This window comes from Nocardia sp. NPDC004278, from assembly GCF_053602975.1.
In genome coordinates, this window is record NZ_JBSGEQ010000010.1 from 169,169 (window position 1) to 184,976 (window position 15,808).

The following is a 15,808-nucleotide window of genomic DNA, read 5'->3' on the forward strand; positions in this document are numbered from 1 at the left end:
TGCGAGATTCGTCCGGTTGCGCCGGATGATCTCCGACCCCGCGCAAATCTACGGGAACTCTCCGTCGGATAACGAAGCCCGGTGCGATACCACGCCGCGCGAGGGGCCCATCACCATTCGGCGAATGACCCGTCCTTTCGATACCAGATCGGGTTGCGCCATCGATGGCCCTGCACGGCGGCTCGCGCCACCGCTTGCTCGTCGATTTCGATGCCGAGGCCGGGGGCTCGCAGCAGCTCGACGTAACCGTCGCGGTAGGCGAAGACGGCCGGGTCGAGTAGGTAGTCGAGGAGATCGGAGCCGGTGTTGTAGTGGATGCCGAGACTTTGTTCCTGGATGAGCAGATTCGGGGTGGCGAAGCCGACCTGCAGGCTCGCGGCGAGGGCGATCGGGCCGAGCGGGCAGTGCGGGGCCAGGGCGACATCGCGGCCTTCGGCCAGTGCGGCGATGCGGCGGACCTCGGAGATGCCGCCCGCGTGCGATAGATCGGGCTGTACGACGGCAATGCCCTGATCGAGGACAGCGTTGAAATCCCAACGGGAATACAGTCTTTCGCCGGTCGCGATGGGAATGCTCGTCGCGCGGGTGATCTCGCCGATCTGCGCACTGCATTCCGGGACCAGCGGTTCCTCTACGAAGAACGGCAGATACGGCTCTAGCAAGGGCAGCACCCGCCGCGCCATCGGAATCGACAGGCGGCCATGGAAATCGACGGCGATATCGAACTCGTCACCGGTCGCCGCGCGCACCGCGGCCACCCGGTCGACGATCTCCCGGGTTGCGCGTGGTGTATCGATCGGCTCCAGTTCGGCCGAGCCGTTCATCTTGATCGCGGTGAAACCCTGCGCTTTTCGCTCCAGCGCGGCCTCGGCGACATCATCGGGACGGTCACCGCCGATCCAGCTGTACACCCGGATCCGATCGCGGACCGCGCCGCCGAGCAACTGCCACACCGGCACGCCGAGCGCCTTTCCGGTGATATCCCACAGCGCCTGGTCGATGCCAGCGACCGCACTCGACAGAATCGGCCCGCCCCGATAGAAACCGCCCTTGGTGAGGACCTGCCAGTGCGCCTCGATACTCATCGGATCCTTGCCGATGAGATAGTCGGCCAATTCGTCGACGGCGGCGGCGACGGTGTGCGCGCGGCCCTCGATTACCGGCTCGCCCCAGCCGGTGATGCCCTCGTCGGTTTCGATCTTCAGGAAGCACCAGCGCGGCGCGACCAGGTAGGTGGTCAGTGCGGTGATTTTCACCGGGACTCCTTTCGCACGCTCCAGCCGCCGTCGACGACCAGGTTGGCGCCGGTGATGAAGGAGGCGTCGTCGGAGGCGAGGAAGGCGACGGCGGCGGCGACCTCCTCGGGTGCGCCCATCCGGTCCAGGGCGGTGGCCGCGGCGGACAGCCGCCGACCGGCCTCGTCGACGTCGTCCCATACCGGGGTGAGGATCGGGCCGGGCAGTACGGCATTGACCCGGACGCGGGCGCGTCCGTACTCCACGGCCAGCTGTCGGACCAATGCGGTCAACCCGCCCTTGGCGGCGGCATAGACCGGATAGCCGGGCAAGCCGAAATGTGCGTGCACGCTGGAGATCGCGACCACATTGCCGCCGCGGTCGCGCAGATCGTCGATGAAGGTGCGCAGGCCGAGGAACAGCGGGGTCAGATTGACCGCGAGGCCGTCGTCCCAAGCCCGGCGGGTCAGCTCGTGTACCGGGATGGTGGCCTGTTGGGATGCGTTGCTACACAAGAAGTCCAGCGGTCCGAACAACTCGTTGACCCGATGCCGGAGTTCGATCCAGGACTCTTCCGAGGACACATCGCAGCTGACGAATTCGGCCCGATGGCCCGCCGCCCGGATCTTCGAGGCGACCTCGCGTCCCGCCGTTTCGGCAATATCGGCGATGACGACCAGGGCGCCATCGGCGGCGAGCCGGTGGGCGGTGGCCGCACCGATGCCGGAGGCGGCCCCGGTGACGACCGCGACCCGGTCTGCCAGACGACTCATGCTCTTCCCCTCATCGGTTGATGTCGGCGCCGGTGATCAGGCCGAGTTCGTGCCGCGACGGCAGTCCCGCCCAGTCACCGGATACGGATACGGCGAATGCGCCGCAGGTGGCGGCCAATCGCAGGCGGTGGCGCGCGGACCCGTTGTCGAGTACACCGGCGAGGTAGCCCGCGACGAATGCGTCACCCGCCCCGACCGGGTCGACACTGCGGACCGCCACCGCGGGCTGTCGGATCAGCTCGCCGCTGTGCAGTGCGAGTGCGCCCTCGGCTCCGAGTTTGACCACGACTTGCGAAGGGCCGAGTGCGGCAAGGGATTGCGCCATGGCGTCCGGGCTCGCGGCCGGGACGAGCAGGGCTGCTTCCTCGAGCCCGCCGAAGACGATATCGGCTCGGGAGACCAGCTTCGAAAGCTCCACCGTGGCATCGGCTTCCGACCACAGTGCACGGCGATAGTTGATGTCCAGCGAGACGGTCACTCCGGCGTCGACGGCGGCATCGAGTGCGGCGTGCACGGCGTCGCGGGCGGATGGGCTCAAGGCGGGGGTGATTCCGGTGAGGTGCAGTATGCGCGCGGCGGCGATCTGGGTGGTATCGATATCGGCTGCCGACAGTCGCGAACCCGCGAAACCCTTGCGGTAGTAGGTGACTCGGATGTGGTCGGCGGTGCGGCGCTCGCGCAGCATCAGACCGCTCGGCAGTTCCGGATCGATCCGGCACCGCGAGATATCGACGCGTTCGGCGCGCAGCCGGTCGAGCACCATGGTGCCGATGGCATCGGCGCCGACGCTACCCACCCATGCGCTGTCGTGGCCGAGCCTGCGGACGCCGATGGCCACCGTCGCTTCCGCGCCCGCGAAATCCATGCGGAGTGCGGCACCGGGAGCGAGCGGACCGGGTTCGGTGGCGGCGACAACCCCCAGTGCCTCGCCCAGTGTTACCAAGCCACCGGTCATGGCAGTTGCTTCCGCGCAAAGCACTCACTCATAACAGTGCCTTTCGCACGGCGACTGCCCGCTCACGCAGCGCGTCCAGATCGCCGCTGATACACGCGTCACCGACCAGCGGCGAGCCCATCCCGAGCGCGGTGGCACCGGCGTCCAGATACGCGCGGGCGTCGGCGAGCCCGATACCACCCGTCGGCACCAGCGGGATCTGCGGCAGCGGACCCCGAATCGCCTTCAGATATCCGGGACCGCCGACCGCGGCCGGGAACACCTTGACCATGGTGGCGCCCGCTGCCCAAGCGCTGTGGATCTCGGTGGGTGTGAACGCGCCGCAGATCACCGGGACACCCAAGCGGCGGCCCTCGGCGATCACCTCGGGACATACAGTCGGCGTGATCAGGTAGGCCGCACCAGCGTCCACGGCTCGTGCGGCATCGAGGGCGGTGAGTACCGTGCCCGCGCCGACCGGGTGGGCGAATCCGGAGCTGTCGCGCAATGCGTCCAGTGCGCCGGGGGTATTGAGCGTGAACTCCACCGCGGTAATGCCCGCCTCGTGCAGGGTGGCGGTCACCTCGGCGAACCGGGCGGCCGAGGGGGCGCGCAGGATCGCGATCGCCGGCAGATCCAGGGGCAGGCCGTGATCGGTGGTCATGGGTTGCTCACCAACCTTGCGTCGGAGTAGGTATTCGTCGGGAGGCCGGTCGCACCGGGCCGGCAGGTGAACAGCGAGCCGGCACCCGGTGCCGCGGCACCTTCGGCGGCGGTGGTGATCACCAGCACATCCAGATCCGGTCCGGCGAAGGCGCAACTGGAGACCTGTGCCGGGCCGATATCGATGACCGCATGCGGTCGGCCCGCGGGGTCGAATGCGCGCACCTGTCCCGCGCCCCAGACCGCGACCCAGACGAAACCCCGGGCGTCCACGGTCAATCCATCGGGGAGACCGTCCGGGAATTCCGCGAAGGTCCGGCCACCGCTGAAAGTGCCGGTGGCCATGTCGTAGTCGAAGGCATCGACCCGATGCGTCGGGCTGTCGGCGTAGTACAGCGTGGTGCCGTCCGGGCTCCAGCCGAGACCGTTGGAGATCGTCACCTGCTCGCGCACGACGCGCACCGTCGCATCGGGATCGAGTCGATACAGCGCGGCAGTGCCAGCGATTTCGTCCTCGGACATGGTGCCGGCGAACAGCCGGCCGTGTGGGTCGGCCTTGGCGTCGTTCATCCGTCGGCGCACCCCGTCATCGGGCAGGGAAAGCGCCGCGACCTCGGTGATCGTCCCGGCATCGGTGATGTGCAGGAAGGTATCGACGGCGGTCGCGATCAGCCCGCCCGATGCGCACGGCACCACCGCGCTGACCCGCCTGCCCACCGCAACGGTGGACCGGCGTTCGAGGTCGCCGTCGTGCAGCGCGGCACGATGGATGCGCCCGGCCGGAATGTCCACCCACAGCAGCTCATTGGTGCGCGCATCCCAAACCGGTCCTTCACACAGCCTGCCCGGCCGAGGCGAGCACCGGTCGGCTTTCAGTTCGATCATCGTTTGCTCCTGGTATGAGTCGGCAACGGCGACGGGCTACGTCGGTAGCCCGACCGCGCGCTCCCCGCTGCGCCGCTGCTGAATAACGACCGCGGCGACCAGCAGTGAACCCTGAGCAACGTTCTGCCAGAACGTATTCACCCCGACCACGTTGAGCCCGTTGTCCAAGGCACCGAGCAGCACGACCGCCAGCAGCGTGCCGCCGATGGTGCCCTTGCCGCCCTTCAACGCACAGCCGCCCAGTGCCGCCGCGGTGATCGCCTTGAGCTCGAGCCCTTCACTACCCGAAACCGGCTGTCCGGAGCCGGTCCGCGCGGTCAGGATGATTCCTGCGATCGCCGCCACCGCACCGGCCAGCACGAATACCGCGATGAGGTACTTGTTGATATTGATTCCGGAAAGCCGTGCGGCCGTGTCATTTCCGCCGATGGCGTAGATATTGCGGCCGATATCGGTGTACTTGAGCAATACGTGCATGCCCGTCGCGACCACCGCGAGGATGACCACCGGCACCGGCAGGCCGAGAATCTTGCCGCGGGCGATGAAGATGAACACATCATTGCCCAGCACGAAACCCTGTGCCTTGCCGCCGGATATCAACTGCGCGACACCCTTGAATGCGGCCAGTGTGGCCAGCGTTGCGATGACCGGATTGACGCGACCGTAGACGATGATCAGCCCATTGATCGACCCGAGCACCAGCCCGACACCGATCGCGGCCAAAATGCCGAGCAAGGCATTGTCGGTGGTCGCGGTGAACGCCATCGCACTGATCACCGACGCGACACCGGCCTGCGAGCCGACCGAAATGTCGAGTGCGCCACAGATGATCACCACGGTCTGCACCACGGCAAGCAGGCCGAAAACCGTGACAGCTTCGCCGATTCCGGCCAGATTCGCCGGATCGAGATAGCCGTCGTTGAGCCAGGCGAAAATCGCGACGACCACCGCGAGCGCGCCGATCAGACTGAGATTGCCGGTACCGATCGCCTGCACCAGACGCCGCGGGGTGAGCGAGGCCGCACCGCGCGCCAGCACCGAGGGCGGCGCGGCCGCGGCGGTCTCCACCGGGAGTGAGAGTTGTTGGTCTGTCATGGGTTTCCTCGAGATGTATGCGACAGGTCTTCGGCCATGGCCAGCGCGAGAATCGCCTCCTCGCTGGCCTCGCTCCGCTCCAGCTCGCCGGTGACCCGGCCGTGCTGCATGACGACGATCCGGTCGGCCAGGCCGAGCACTTCGGGAAGTTCGGAGGAGATCACCAGCACCGCGACACCGGATTCGGCCAGTTCCTCGATGACGTGGTAGATCTCGACCTTCGCCCCGACATCGACGCCGCGGGTCGGCTCATCCAGGATCAGCACCTTGGGTTTGCGGGCCAGCCAGCGGGCCAGCACCACCTTCTGTTGATTGCCACCGGAGAGCTTGCGCACCTCCTGCTCGATCGAAGGTGTTCGCACCCTGAGTGATTCGACGTACTGCCGAGCCAGCTGCCGTTCCGCGCCGCGCCGGATGAAGCGCAGCCGCCGCAACCGGTCGAGCATCGCGAGCGAAATATTGTCGCGCACACCGCGATGCAGCAGCAGCGCCTGCGCCTTGCGCTCTTCCGGCGCATACCCCAACCCTGCCCGCACCGCATCGCGCGGCTGCCGCAGTCGCAGCTTCTTACCGTCCACCCGCACCTCCCCCGAGCGGATCGGCAGGTCACCGGCGAGCGCACCGGCCAGCTCCGAGCGACCCGCGCCGACCAGTCCGGCCAGCGCGACCACCTCACCGGCGCGCACCTGCAGGCTCACCTCCCGCACATCGTCGGTCGTGACCGCATCCGCGTCGAGGACGACCCGCCCCGGCGTGCTGTGCTTGCGCGCGAACAGCGTCGACAGGTCCCGGCCGACCATCATTCGGACGATCTCGCGATCGGTGGTCTCATCGGTCGCCCGCTCGCCGATGAGCGTGCCATCGCGCAGCACCGCAACCCGGTCGGCCAGCCGGAAGATCTCCCGCATCCGGTGCGATACATAGATGACCGCGAGGCCCTGCTCCCGCAACCGGCCGATCAGCGCGAACAGCGATTCGGTCTCATGGTCCGATAGCGATGAGGTCGGCTCGTCGAAGGCGATCACCTTCGCGTCGGTGGTCAGCGCCCGCATGATCTCCACCAACTGCCGTTGTGCGGCAGTGAGTTTCGAACCGAGGGTGTCCGGATCGAGATCACGGTCGAAACCCAGTCGGGCGAGGTCGGCACGCATGCGCTCGCGCAGTGCCGCCCGGTCGAGCAGACGACCCGCGCGCCGCGGCAGCGTACCGAGGTAGACATTCTCGGCGACCGAAACATGCGGAACGATCTCGGGCTCCTGGCCGATCACCCGGATCCCGGCCGACCGCGCGGCGGCCGGGGTGGCCACCTCGAGTCGCACACCATCCAACTCGAGGTGGCCACTGTCCGGGCGGTGATCGCCACCGAGGATGCGGATCAGGGTGGATTTACCCGCCCCGTTCTCACCCATCAGCGCGGTCACCGCACCAGCGGGAAAGTCCAGGCTCACTTCGCGCAGGGCCGGCACCCCGGCGAAGCTCTTGCTCAGCCCGGACACCCGCAGTCCGGTCAGCTGCATGTGACGCCCGCCTGCTGCCAGTTGGTCGAGTCGACCATCTTGGTCGGCGCGTACGCCTCGGGCGGCATCTGCTTGCCGTTCTTCAGGTAGTCGTACATCGTCTGAACCGACAGCGCGCCAACGTCTTTGCCATTGATGAACAGTGCGGCCTTGAATCCGGTCGGCTTGCCGCCGCGCCATTCCTTGCAGGCCAGATAGGCGCCGAGACCGACACCGAGCACATTGTCGGCGGAGTATCCGGCGTTCTGGATCGCCGCGACACCGCCGCTGACGTTCTCGTCATTGCAGCCCATGACAATCCAGTTCTTCACCGACCGGTTGCCCGACACCGTTGCCGAGATCTTGTTCTGCGCATCCGATGGGGTGTTATCGGTGCCGACCTCGATCACCTTGACATCCACACCGGCGGCCTCCCGGAATGCCTTCTGATTGGCCTTGACCCGATCGGTGCAGACGGTCACGTCCTGCTTCCAGGCGTCGATGATCGCTGTCTCCTCCGGCTTCCATCCCGCCTTCTTGAAGTCCTGACCGGCGCGGGTGCCGACCTCGGTGCCCATCTGGGTGCCGCTGAAGCCGACCCGGGGCACGAGATTGTCCTTGGCGCAGGACGACGGATCCGGACCGTTCGTACAGACCTGGTCATCGGAGGTCAGCAGCGCGACGCCACCGGCCTTGGCCAGCTGTGCGACCTGCGGGCCGACCGACGGATCGGGCACCACCACGATCACGCCGCTGGCCTTCTGGTTGACCGCGTTCTGTACCTCGGTGACCGCCTTGTTCGCATCATTGCTGAGATTGACCACCTTCAGATCGATGCCCAACTCCTTGGCCTTGGCCTTGGCGCCTTCGGCCTCACCGATGAAGTACTCCTGATCGCCCTGCTTCTGGGCGTAGACCAGGCTGATCGAGCCGCTGGTGTGTTGCGGCCCGGTCGCCTTCGAGTCGTCGTCCTTGCCGGATGAGCAGGCCGACACGGCTAGTGCGAGCGATACCCCGCAGAAAACGGCTCTGGTCCAACGGCTTTGGTGGGTCCAGGACATGGGGTGCTCCTTGTGTTATCTGCCGCGCACTCGGCGTCTGGTGGTGACCTGGGTTACAGTAGGACTTCCGCTAACGGTTGTAAATACTGTTGGCCGAAGTGCTCGGGTAACGTCTGCGAATATCAATCGGAAGGAGATGGCCCGACCGTGTACCAGCTGACCGCGCGCGATATCCGACGGCGGAATCGGTTCTATGTGCTGCAGGCGGTCTATGCCGCCGAGGGCCACACCAGCCGTCAGGAGATCGCCCGCGTCACCGGGCTTTCGTTCGCCACGGTGGGCAATATGATCGCCGAGCTATTGGATGTCGGGGTGCTCGCCGAACTCGGCTATGACGCGCCGGGGGTCGGCAGGCCGCGCGCCCAGCTTGCGATCAATCCGGAGCGGGGCATGCTCGTCGGCGTCGATATCGCCGAAACCAGCATCCATTTCGACCTTTTCGACCTGGCCATGACGGTGCTGCGTTCGGTCGAGATACCCGTCGATCCCGAGGCCACCCGGCCCGACGATGTCGCCGAACTCATTATCCGCGGCATCCGCGAACTGACCGCCGACGAGGCCGACAAGGTGCTCGGCGTCGGATTGAGCGTGCCCGGTCTGGTCGAGCCCGAGGGCGGGGTCTCGGTGTTCTCGCCGTACTGGCACTGGCACGACGTTTCGCTCAAGTCACTGCTCGCACCGCGGCTGCCGCATCCGCTGTACCTGGACAATCCGCTGAAAGCCAGTACGGCGGCGCATCTCTGGTTCGGGGCCGGACGCGATGTGGACGATCTGATCGTCGTGACGCTGCGCGCCGGTGTCGGCATCGGTGTCGTCATCGACGGCGCGCTCTACCGCGGCGTCACCAATAGCGCGGGCGAATGGGGCCACACCAACCTCGTCCTCGACGGACGCGAGTGCCGATGTGGACGCCACGGCTGCGTCGAGGCCTATGTGAGCGCACGCGGCATCGTGCAGACCCTGCGCGAACTCGCCCCGACCAGCCCACTACTCGCGGCCGACGACGCCACCACCATCACGGCCATAGCCGCCGCCGACGATGACCCCATCGCCCGCGAGGTCATCGAAAAGACCGGCACCTACCTCGGTGTCGCCGTCGCCAACCTGGTGAACCTGTTCAACCCCCGCACCATGGTCTTCGGCGACCTGGTCGCAAATGTGTTGGGCGAACGCCTATTAGAAGTAACCCGCCGCGTGGCCGCCCATCACGCAATGACCGACCCCTACGCTGCCGTCACCCTCCAACTCTGCACCCTCCCCCACAACCCCTCCAGCCTCGGCGCCGCCACCTTCGCCCTGGAAGGCTTCCTCGCCGACCGCGAAACCTTCGGCTCGATCGCCGCCCGCCGCGCCATCCGCACCTCAACGCCCTAAATGCCCCGCCCACCTAGCTCGAATGCTCGCCGAGCGTAGTCGTACGGCGATCGAAATGGCCTGGGCGACCACCATTCGACAGACCCCGGGGTGCCCGGCGCGGAACCAGGATTGGGGACCGAACCACCTCAGCTGGAGTGTCTGGAATCAAGAACTCGGCAGGGCCGGTCGGCGATGGGAATTGATCAGCGAGTGGGTTGCTGCCGGTGGTATTCGGCGCAGCCGGTATCCGATCGGCGGTCTAGCCGCGGCCAGCCCGAGCACCCGGTTGGCCCGGGGTGGAAGGGGGCTCCGGAACGGGCGGCCGCGGTGAAAGGGCTTGCTGGGCTACGGTTCAACGGTGATGGGCAAGGATGCCGTGGGGGTCGCGCCGATCGGCTTGTTGGTGGAGACGTCGGTCATTGTTACGTCGATCGCGGACTCACCCGCGTCGACGGGATGGTCGGTGGGGAGCGCCAACTCCAGTTCATAGGTGGTGGTCTGCCCGTGATCGAGCTCGAACGGCGCAACAAGGGTTTTGGTGAGGAAATCCGTGCCACCCCCTTCCGCCACGTAGGGCACCGTCTGCCACGTGTTGGTGGCGGCGTCGAGCATGCGCATCGACCCGGTGGGCATCATCTTGAGCGGGCCCGGATTGCACGTGCAGTGCGCCAGCGACACCACCAAGCCCACCTGAGCATCGTCGGTAGCTTCGGTGTTGACCAATGTGACATTGAAGCGCATCGGCGATCCGCCCGGCCGGATGGTGGTCGGGGTTTGCGCCGTGATGGCCACATCGATGCCGCCGGCCGATCCCGTGGCCGGCAGAGCGGCGGCCGAGCCGGCACCCGACCAACCGACAAGAGCCGAGACCACCGCCGCGAAGCCGAGCGCGGTGCCGAAACGCGAAGAAGTATTGATGATGTCCTCCTACATGATTCGTGGCTGCAACGCAGCCGATTCTCGTACCGTGCTGTTGCCGGGGATATGAACCATTCACCCCCGTTCACACCCTGCCACAGTACAGCCGCTCCGCTCTGGGGCTTGCCCCCAAAACCACTGGGGACACGACAACGGCCCCCGGTCACGAGTGCGAGAAATTCACTCCCCGCCGAGGGCGTTTATGGTCCGGATCACCGGCACTCCCGAATCGGATTACCCACCCCCGCAACGGTTCACGGCACGACCACAGCGTTGCGGGCCGAACGCGGCAAGATACTGCGGGCCACGTGCGGTTGAGCTAATGGATCGGGCCCGTGACTACCGCTGTGCACGTTCTCCGTATCGGTGGATCATGCGAAGTAGCGGTGCGCCCAGGCGTTGCATGCGAATCCCGAACTGGAACAGTCGGGTTCGCGGACCGGGGAGCATGCCGACCTGTTGGGCGAGATCGAACAGATCGGTTGTGGTCGACCATCGGCAGAGCAATCCGTCGCTCAGCTCGTAGATGTCGACTCCGTGGGTGTCGAATCGCCGACCCGTCGGTGCGATTCCCAATGGCGACGGGCCACCGCCCATATCCCCTGCGAATGTGGCGCGCATTCGCCAAGGCACTGCCATGCCGGTGCCGAGCACGGCCAGGTAGGGAGTTCCCGAGAGCTCGAATCGCACATCGGGGAACGCACGCCACGTCATCGCCACGACTTCCCGGAGGGCGGCTTTGCCGGCGAGCCGCTCGCCGAACAGCGAAGGGTCCTCGTAGACGACATCGTCGGTGACGAGCGCCAGCACCCCCTCGAGGTCGTGCTCGCTCCACGCATCGAGCCACCGCACCGACCAGTCACGCCACATGATCGCTTGATCGGTGGCTCGCCCGACGAATGTCGTCACCAATTCCGGCATCGCCGCGGCGAGTTCATCGGAGGTCATGCCTTCGACGAGGGTGGGCTCGAGACCCGCGATCTCGATGCTCATGGTGTCCTTCCCTCCGGCTACTTGCAGGCTGACGAGGCGAGCTGCGCATTGGCGAGCATCTGACAGGCCCATGCCTTCTGCAGCTTCCAGCGACCCCCCTCGGCTATGAAGGGGATCTGCGCTTGGCCATCCACCGGCTTGCCGTTGAGCGTGAGCGTCGCGCTCGCTTGCATTACGCCGTCACCGACGTACTCCACCTTCGTGACGGTCATGGTCACGTTGTTGGCCGCTCCGGCCTGGCTCATCTTGTCGATCAGATCCGGATCGGCATCCGCGCCCTGCACGGCGCCGATCTTCTGCTCCCGCGGCGTATTGGGGTCCAGCGCCAACAACAGGCCGGCATTGAGGTCACCCGGGCCGGGCAGCGGCAGCGGTGGTTGGTCACCGGCAGGCTTTGTCGTGCTGTGTTGTGCAACAGGTTTCGCGCTGTGGTCGTCGGAACCACCGCATGCGGCCATGGTGGCGGCCACAACTACGGCGAGCATGATCGCGGCCATGCGGCCGCGAGTAGCCTTGTGCCCCTTCATCTGCAGTCTCTCCTGATCTGTAGTCTCTGCTGCTCGGTCATTCGATGCTCACTGCCTCGATGATGTTCAGTCGCGATGCTCGGACGGCAGGTGGAATCGAGCCGAGCAGACTGAGTCCTATTGCTGCCGCGGCGAAGACGAGAACCATCGAGCTCGGTGCATATGCGACATCGATGTTCATGATGTCCGGGGTGACACTGTCGAAGAAGTACTGGCTGGCCATGCCGAACAGCAGCCCGAGTCCGCCGCCGACAACGCCGATGCCGGCGGCTTCGGCGAGCACCATGCGCAGCATGACGCGACGGCTCGCGCCCATGGCCCGCAGGACCCCGATCTCTCGTCGCCGCTCCAATACCGAGAGCGTGAGGGTATTCAGCAGTGCTATTGCCGCGATCAGCACGACGATCACCCAGACGGCGTTCGCCACGGCCATGCCTTGCCGGATAGCGCTCTCGACACCTGCCAGCGATTCCGCCCCGGAGTAGACGTGCACCTCGGCAGGACTCGCCTGTCGGATCGATGCCAGCAGCTGTGCCTTCTCGACGCCCGGTGCGCCTTCGACCTGCAGCAGTGTGGCCCCCGGGCGGTCGAACCAGTCGCGCATCTGATTCAGGCCGATCCCGGCGGTACCCGTCAGCGCCGAGAAGTATGAGACCACCCCCAGCACCCGGATCCGTTGGAGTCCGCGCGGAGTTCGAATCGGCAGTTCGTCGCCGACCCCGACGCCCAGGGTGCGGCTGAGATCTCGGGAAAGCACCATGCCGTGCCCGGCGACCACATCGGCGCGGACCGCCGGGTCCAAGTCCTGGTACATCGGGCTGACGCTGCCTTGATCCAGGCCGTAGAGAATGACCTTCTCGTCGCCGAGGGTGGCATAGGCAAGCTGTCCCTCGGTGACGCGCGCGACGCCGGGCAACGCTGCGACTTCGGCGGGCAGGTTAGCTGGCAATGCGCTGGTCGGAAACTGTTCCGGTGGATGCGATGCCACCCAGACGTCGACATCTCCGACGGCTCCCAGTGAGCTGCGCACCGAATTCAGCAGGTCATTGTTCGCGCCCGTGATGGTGATGGTCACCGTCACGGCCATGAAGACCGTCATCATGGTCGCCCAGACTCGCCGCGGGGCGCGCTCGAGCGTCGCTGCGGCGAGCTCGCCCGACCGGCCGAAACGCCGGGACACCCATGCGGCCGCGCGGACCAGACCCCCGATGCTCGCGAAGCACAGGGCGATACCCGCGCCGAAGAACATCGACAGTGCGACCCCGGACCAGAGGAAGTTACCCAGCCGCAGGACCACCAGGACAATGGAAACCGTCAACCCGCCGACCGTCACGCAGATCGCGGCCAGGCGCAGCCAGGGGCGCACCTGATCGGCGACCGACGCTCCGACCGGGGCGAGTGCTTCGATCGGTGACACCTTGTACACCTGGTGTGCGGCTACCGCCGATGCGGCGACACTGGTGCACACCGCGGCACCGATGGCGAGCGGAATCGCGTAGCGGGGAAGGGAATACACCGTTCGCGCCTCTACCGACTGCATCAGGGCAACGGGCAGGGTCCCGATGGCGGTGCGGCCGAAGGCGATTCCGATCACGGAGCCGATCGCACCACCGATCAGCCCGATCACCGCGGCCTCGGTGAGCAGATCGGCGACGATGGTGCGACGACGCCCACCGACGGCGCGCAGCATCGAAATCGTCGGCCGCCGTTGGGCTATTGCCATCGTCATGGTGGTGTAGATCAAGAATGCCGCGACGATGAACGCCAGCGCGGCACCCATCAGCGTCATGTACTGCAGTATTCGCACGCCGTTGCCGGTCTGCACGGCCCGAACGCTGGGTTCGGCCACCAGGGCCCGGCCGTTCACCGCACGGTCGACGGCCGCACGAAGTGCCTTCGAATCCGTATGCGGTGCGGCGACGATCATCACCGAATCCAGCCGTCCCGCGTGCCCGGTCACCTGTTGCGCGATAGCGAGGGACGTCAGGACGTAGTGGCCCTCGTTGAGCCGCGCCGCTGTGCCGCCCTGGATCACGGCGGCGACCGTGACCTGATGCGATCCCAGCCGAATGGTGTCGCCGGTTGTCGCGTCGACACCCGGACCGACCAAGACCCCGTTCACCGTGGACACGAGCGCCGCGAACTGATGCTCGACCGCCTGCTGGAGATCGCTGCCCAGTGCGGTCGCGGTCGCGTCGGCGCCCAGCAGAAGCAATGGGCCGCCATCGGAGTCGATCTGGGTCCGCACCATCGGGACCGCTGCCGCGACCCCGGGGGTGGTGGCGATGTCGTCGCGGATCGACGCGGGAAATCCGGAATCGGTGACTCCGGTGACCTCGAGCGCGGCGTTACCGGCGAGGCCTCCGACCAGCCGGTCCACCGACCCGGTCAGTGAGCCGAAGATGCCGAAGACCGATACCAGGAATGCGGCGGACACCGCCATCACCGTTACCGAGGCAATGGTCCGTCCGCGGTGGATCGTGAATTCGCGCAGGCTGAACAGCCGCCAGCGATCGATCAGTGCGGTCATCGAACCTCCGCGACCGGGTCGTCGAGAACCACTGCATGGCAGGAGGATTCGTCGCCAACTAGGCGGCCGTCGGCCAAGGTGAGTATCCGGTCCGTGGTGTTCGCGGCCTCGGTATTGTGGGTGACCATGACGACGGCGCGTTCTCGCTGATCGTCGTGGGCGATCCGGGCCAGCAATGCCATGATATCGGCGCCGGTCTTGGAATCGAGGTTCCCTGTCGGTTCGTCCGCGAGGATGAGTGGGGGATCCATCACCAGGGCGCGTGCCAACGCGACTCGCTGCATCTGCCCACCGGACAGTTCCGACGGTCGATGTTCGGCACGCTCGCCCAATCCGACCAACTCGAGCAGCTCATGGGCGCGAGTCTTGGTGGCGCGAAGCCCGGTGCCGTCCAACAGCTTCGGGACCGCGACATTCTCCCACGCGGACAGCGTCGGCAGCAGGTTGAAGAACTGGAACACGAATCCCACATGGTGACGGCGGAATTCGGACTGCTGATCGTCGTCGAGATGCCCGATCTCGCGGTCGCGGAATCGGATCGATCCGCTGTCGGGCAGATCCAGCGCACCGAGTAGATGCAGCAGGGTGCTTTTGCCGGCACCGGACGGGCCGACCACTGAGACGAATTGCCCTGCGTCGATGCGGAGATCGATGCCATCCAGTGCGCGCACGGATTGTCCACCGATTCGGTAGGTCCGGACCACCTTGCCGAGTTCGAGCATCATCAGGCATCGGATCCGGTGATCTTGCACAGCCTGGCCATGGATTTGGTCAGCTGCGCCTGCGCGTCGCCCTCGATCACCTTGGCCAGCTGTCCCGTCAGAATCGGACCGGCGAAGTCGCCTGCGATGGTGAGCCGGCAACCACCCGGGCTGCGTTCGATGATGAAGCTGAACTCACAGGTGACGCCAGCAGGACTGCTGCCCGAAAGGGTCAATTGCATCGGCGGTTTGAACGCGGCGATGGTCAGTTCCAGCCGCTGGGTCGTGCCGAGCATGCGAATGTTCTGCACCAGCTTCGTGTTCACGCCGATCCGCTCCGGCGGCTGCTCGGCGAACCCGCCGTGCAGCAGGAACCAGTCCCCCCACGTCGAGGTGTCGGCAATGAGTGCGTACAGCTGCGCCGGGCTAACCGCCAATGCGCTGGTGACTTCGAACTCGGCCATGCTTCACCCTTCTCTGTAATTAGCTAGCAAACTCATGGGCGCGAAGCGCTTTGATTGCTGAACGAGAGGATTTTCCCCACCCCATACGAGCCCCACTGGTTTGAACTTGACTGTGAGCGTTCATGATTCACCGGGAGTTTGCAAGTTACCTACTGTCACATCAACTTCGTTCTGAAA

At 66.2% G+C, this 15,808-nt stretch carries 16 protein-coding genes; 2 read left to right on the forward strand and 14 right to left on the reverse strand.

Features of this window, described 5'->3' with window-relative positions; all coding sequences use genetic code 11:
* Positions 1-110 precede the first annotated feature (110 nt).
* Genes dgoD through ACWEO2_RS18215 form a run of 8 tightly spaced genes read right to left on the reverse strand, consistent with a single transcriptional unit; the run spans position 111 to position 8,142 of the window.
* On the reverse strand, positions 111-1,256 hold the full coding sequence (gene dgoD, locus ACWEO2_RS18180; protein WP_355181361.1) for a galactonate dehydratase: 1,146 nt from the start codon (positions 1,254-1,256) through the stop codon (positions 111-113).
* Positions 1,253-2,008, reverse strand: a complete 756-nt coding sequence (locus ACWEO2_RS18185; protein ID WP_452406365.1) for an SDR family NAD(P)-dependent oxidoreductase — start codon at positions 2,006-2,008, stop codon at positions 1,253-1,255. Before ACWEO2_RS18185 ends, dgoD begins: the two co-directional genes overlap by 4 nt.
* Before the next feature lie 10 nt (positions 2,009-2,018).
* Positions 2,019-2,963 carry a sugar kinase gene (locus tag ACWEO2_RS18190; RefSeq protein WP_452406366.1) on the reverse strand — a complete coding sequence of 315 codons (945 nt, stop codon included), beginning with the start codon at positions 2,961-2,963 and terminating at the stop codon, positions 2,019-2,021.
* 28 nt (positions 2,964-2,991) lie between these two features.
* Positions 2,992-3,606: a bifunctional 4-hydroxy-2-oxoglutarate aldolase/2-dehydro-3-deoxy-phosphogluconate aldolase gene (locus tag ACWEO2_RS18195; RefSeq protein ID WP_452406367.1), complete on the reverse strand. Its 615-nt coding sequence runs from the start codon at positions 3,604-3,606 to the stop codon at positions 2,992-2,994.
* Positions 3,603-4,490 (reverse strand): SMP-30/gluconolactonase/LRE family protein, encoded by an 888-nt coding sequence (locus ACWEO2_RS18200; protein WP_452406368.1) that lies wholly within the window; start codon positions 4,488-4,490, stop codon positions 3,603-3,605. Before ACWEO2_RS18200 ends, ACWEO2_RS18195 begins: the two co-directional genes overlap by 4 nt.
* 36 nt (positions 4,491-4,526) lie before the next feature.
* Positions 4,527-5,585 (reverse strand): ABC transporter permease, encoded by a 1,059-nt coding sequence (locus ACWEO2_RS18205; protein ID WP_452406369.1) that lies wholly within the window; start codon positions 5,583-5,585, stop codon positions 4,527-4,529.
* Positions 5,582-7,102 carry a sugar ABC transporter ATP-binding protein gene (locus ACWEO2_RS18210; RefSeq protein ID WP_452406370.1) on the reverse strand — a complete coding sequence of 507 codons (1,521 nt, stop codon included), beginning with the start codon at positions 7,100-7,102 and terminating at the stop codon, positions 5,582-5,584. Before ACWEO2_RS18210 ends, ACWEO2_RS18205 begins: the two co-directional genes overlap by 4 nt.
* On the reverse strand, positions 7,093-8,142 hold the full coding sequence (locus ACWEO2_RS18215; RefSeq protein ID WP_452406371.1) for a substrate-binding domain-containing protein: 1,050 nt from the start codon (positions 8,140-8,142) through the stop codon (positions 7,093-7,095). Before ACWEO2_RS18215 ends, ACWEO2_RS18210 begins: the two co-directional genes overlap by 10 nt.
* Before the next feature lie 147 nt (positions 8,143-8,289).
* On the opposite strand from ACWEO2_RS18215, the gene ACWEO2_RS18220 reads away from it, so the two are divergent.
* Entirely contained in the window at positions 8,290-9,516 is a 1,227-nt protein-coding gene (locus ACWEO2_RS18220; protein WP_452406372.1) for an ROK family protein, read from the forward strand.
* A gap of 327 nt (positions 9,517-9,843) precedes the next feature.
* Here the strand turns inward: ACWEO2_RS18220 and ACWEO2_RS18225 are convergent, their stop codons facing one another.
* A complete protein-coding gene (locus ACWEO2_RS18225; protein ID WP_452406373.1) occupies positions 9,844-10,221 on the reverse strand; it encodes a hypothetical protein in 378 nt (125 codons plus the stop codon).
* A gap of 7 nt (positions 10,222-10,228) precedes the next feature.
* Here ACWEO2_RS18225 and ACWEO2_RS18230 point away from each other — a divergent pair, with 7 nt between their 5' ends.
* Entirely contained in the window at positions 10,229-10,486 is a 258-nt protein-coding gene (locus ACWEO2_RS18230) for a hypothetical protein (RefSeq protein WP_452406374.1), read from the forward strand.
* 269 nt (positions 10,487-10,755) lie between these two features.
* On the opposite strand, the gene ACWEO2_RS18235 is transcribed toward ACWEO2_RS18230, so the two are convergent.
* From ACWEO2_RS18235 to ACWEO2_RS18255, 5 genes are all read right to left on the reverse strand, one after another.
* The gene (locus ACWEO2_RS18235; RefSeq protein WP_452406375.1) at positions 10,756-11,409 is read right to left on the reverse strand and encodes an ester cyclase; all 654 of its coding nucleotides are present in this window, start codon (positions 11,407-11,409) and stop codon (positions 10,756-10,758) included.
* A 17-nt stretch (positions 11,410-11,426) separates the two neighbouring features.
* Positions 11,427-11,906, reverse strand: coding sequence for a hypothetical protein (locus tag ACWEO2_RS18240; protein WP_452406376.1), 480 nt, complete (start codon positions 11,904-11,906; stop codon positions 11,427-11,429).
* A 67-nt stretch (positions 11,907-11,973) separates the two neighbouring features.
* Positions 11,974-14,466, reverse strand: coding sequence for an FtsX-like permease family protein (locus ACWEO2_RS18245; RefSeq protein ID WP_452406377.1), 2,493 nt, complete (start codon positions 14,464-14,466; stop codon positions 11,974-11,976).
* Complete coding sequence (locus ACWEO2_RS18250; protein WP_452406378.1) at positions 14,463-15,191, reverse strand: ABC transporter ATP-binding protein; 729 nt, start codon at positions 15,189-15,191, stop codon at positions 14,463-14,465. The genes ACWEO2_RS18245 and ACWEO2_RS18250 overlap by 4 nt, the downstream gene beginning before the upstream one ends.
* Positions 15,191-15,631 carry a type II toxin-antitoxin system Rv0910 family toxin gene (locus tag ACWEO2_RS18255; RefSeq protein WP_354959430.1) on the reverse strand — a complete coding sequence of 147 codons (441 nt, stop codon included), beginning with the start codon at positions 15,629-15,631 and terminating at the stop codon, positions 15,191-15,193. The genes ACWEO2_RS18250 and ACWEO2_RS18255 overlap by 1 nt, the downstream gene beginning before the upstream one ends.
* Positions 15,632-15,808 lie beyond the last annotated feature (177 nt).

What these genes read in the sequence shown, in the direction of transcription:
- ACWEO2_RS18185 (WP_452406365.1), bottom strand. Translation starts at nt 2,008, where the DNA reads ATGAGTCGTCTGGCAGACCGGGTCGCGGTCGTCACCGGGGCCGCCTCC.
- ACWEO2_RS18190 (WP_452406366.1), bottom strand. Translation starts at nt 2,963, where the DNA reads ATGACCGGTGGCTTGGTAACACTGGGCGAGGCACTGGGGGTTGTCGCC.
- ACWEO2_RS18195 (WP_452406367.1), bottom strand. Translation starts at nt 3,606, where the DNA reads ATGACCACCGATCACGGCCTGCCCCTGGATCTGCCGGCGATCGCGATC.
- ACWEO2_RS18200 (WP_452406368.1), bottom strand. Translation starts at nt 4,490, where the DNA reads ATGATCGAACTGAAAGCCGACCGGTGCTCGCCTCGGCCGGGCAGGCTG.
- ACWEO2_RS18205 (WP_452406369.1), bottom strand. Translation starts at nt 5,585, where the DNA reads ATGACAGACCAACAACTCTCACTCCCGGTGGAGACCGCCGCGGCCGCG.
- ACWEO2_RS18210 (WP_452406370.1), bottom strand. Translation starts at nt 7,102, where the DNA reads ATGCAGCTGACCGGACTGCGGGTGTCCGGGCTGAGCAAGAGCTTCGCC.
- ACWEO2_RS18215 (WP_452406371.1), bottom strand. Translation starts at nt 8,142, where the DNA reads ATGTCCTGGACCCACCAAAGCCGTTGGACCAGAGCCGTTTTCTGCGGG.
- ACWEO2_RS18235 (WP_452406375.1), bottom strand. Translation starts at nt 11,409, where the DNA reads ATGAGCATCGAGATCGCGGGTCTCGAGCCCACCCTCGTCGAAGGCATG.
- ACWEO2_RS18240 (WP_452406376.1), bottom strand. Translation starts at nt 11,906, where the DNA reads ATGGCCGCGATCATGCTCGCCGTAGTTGTGGCCGCCACCATGGCCGCA.
- ACWEO2_RS18245 (WP_452406377.1), bottom strand. Translation starts at nt 14,466, where the DNA reads ATGACCGCACTGATCGATCGCTGGCGGCTGTTCAGCCTGCGCGAATTC.
- ACWEO2_RS18250 (WP_452406378.1), bottom strand. Translation starts at nt 15,191, where the DNA reads ATGATGCTCGAACTCGGCAAGGTGGTCCGGACCTACCGAATCGGTGGA.
- ACWEO2_RS18255 (WP_354959430.1), bottom strand. Translation starts at nt 15,631, where the DNA reads ATGGCCGAGTTCGAAGTCACCAGCGCATTGGCGGTTAGCCCGGCGCAG.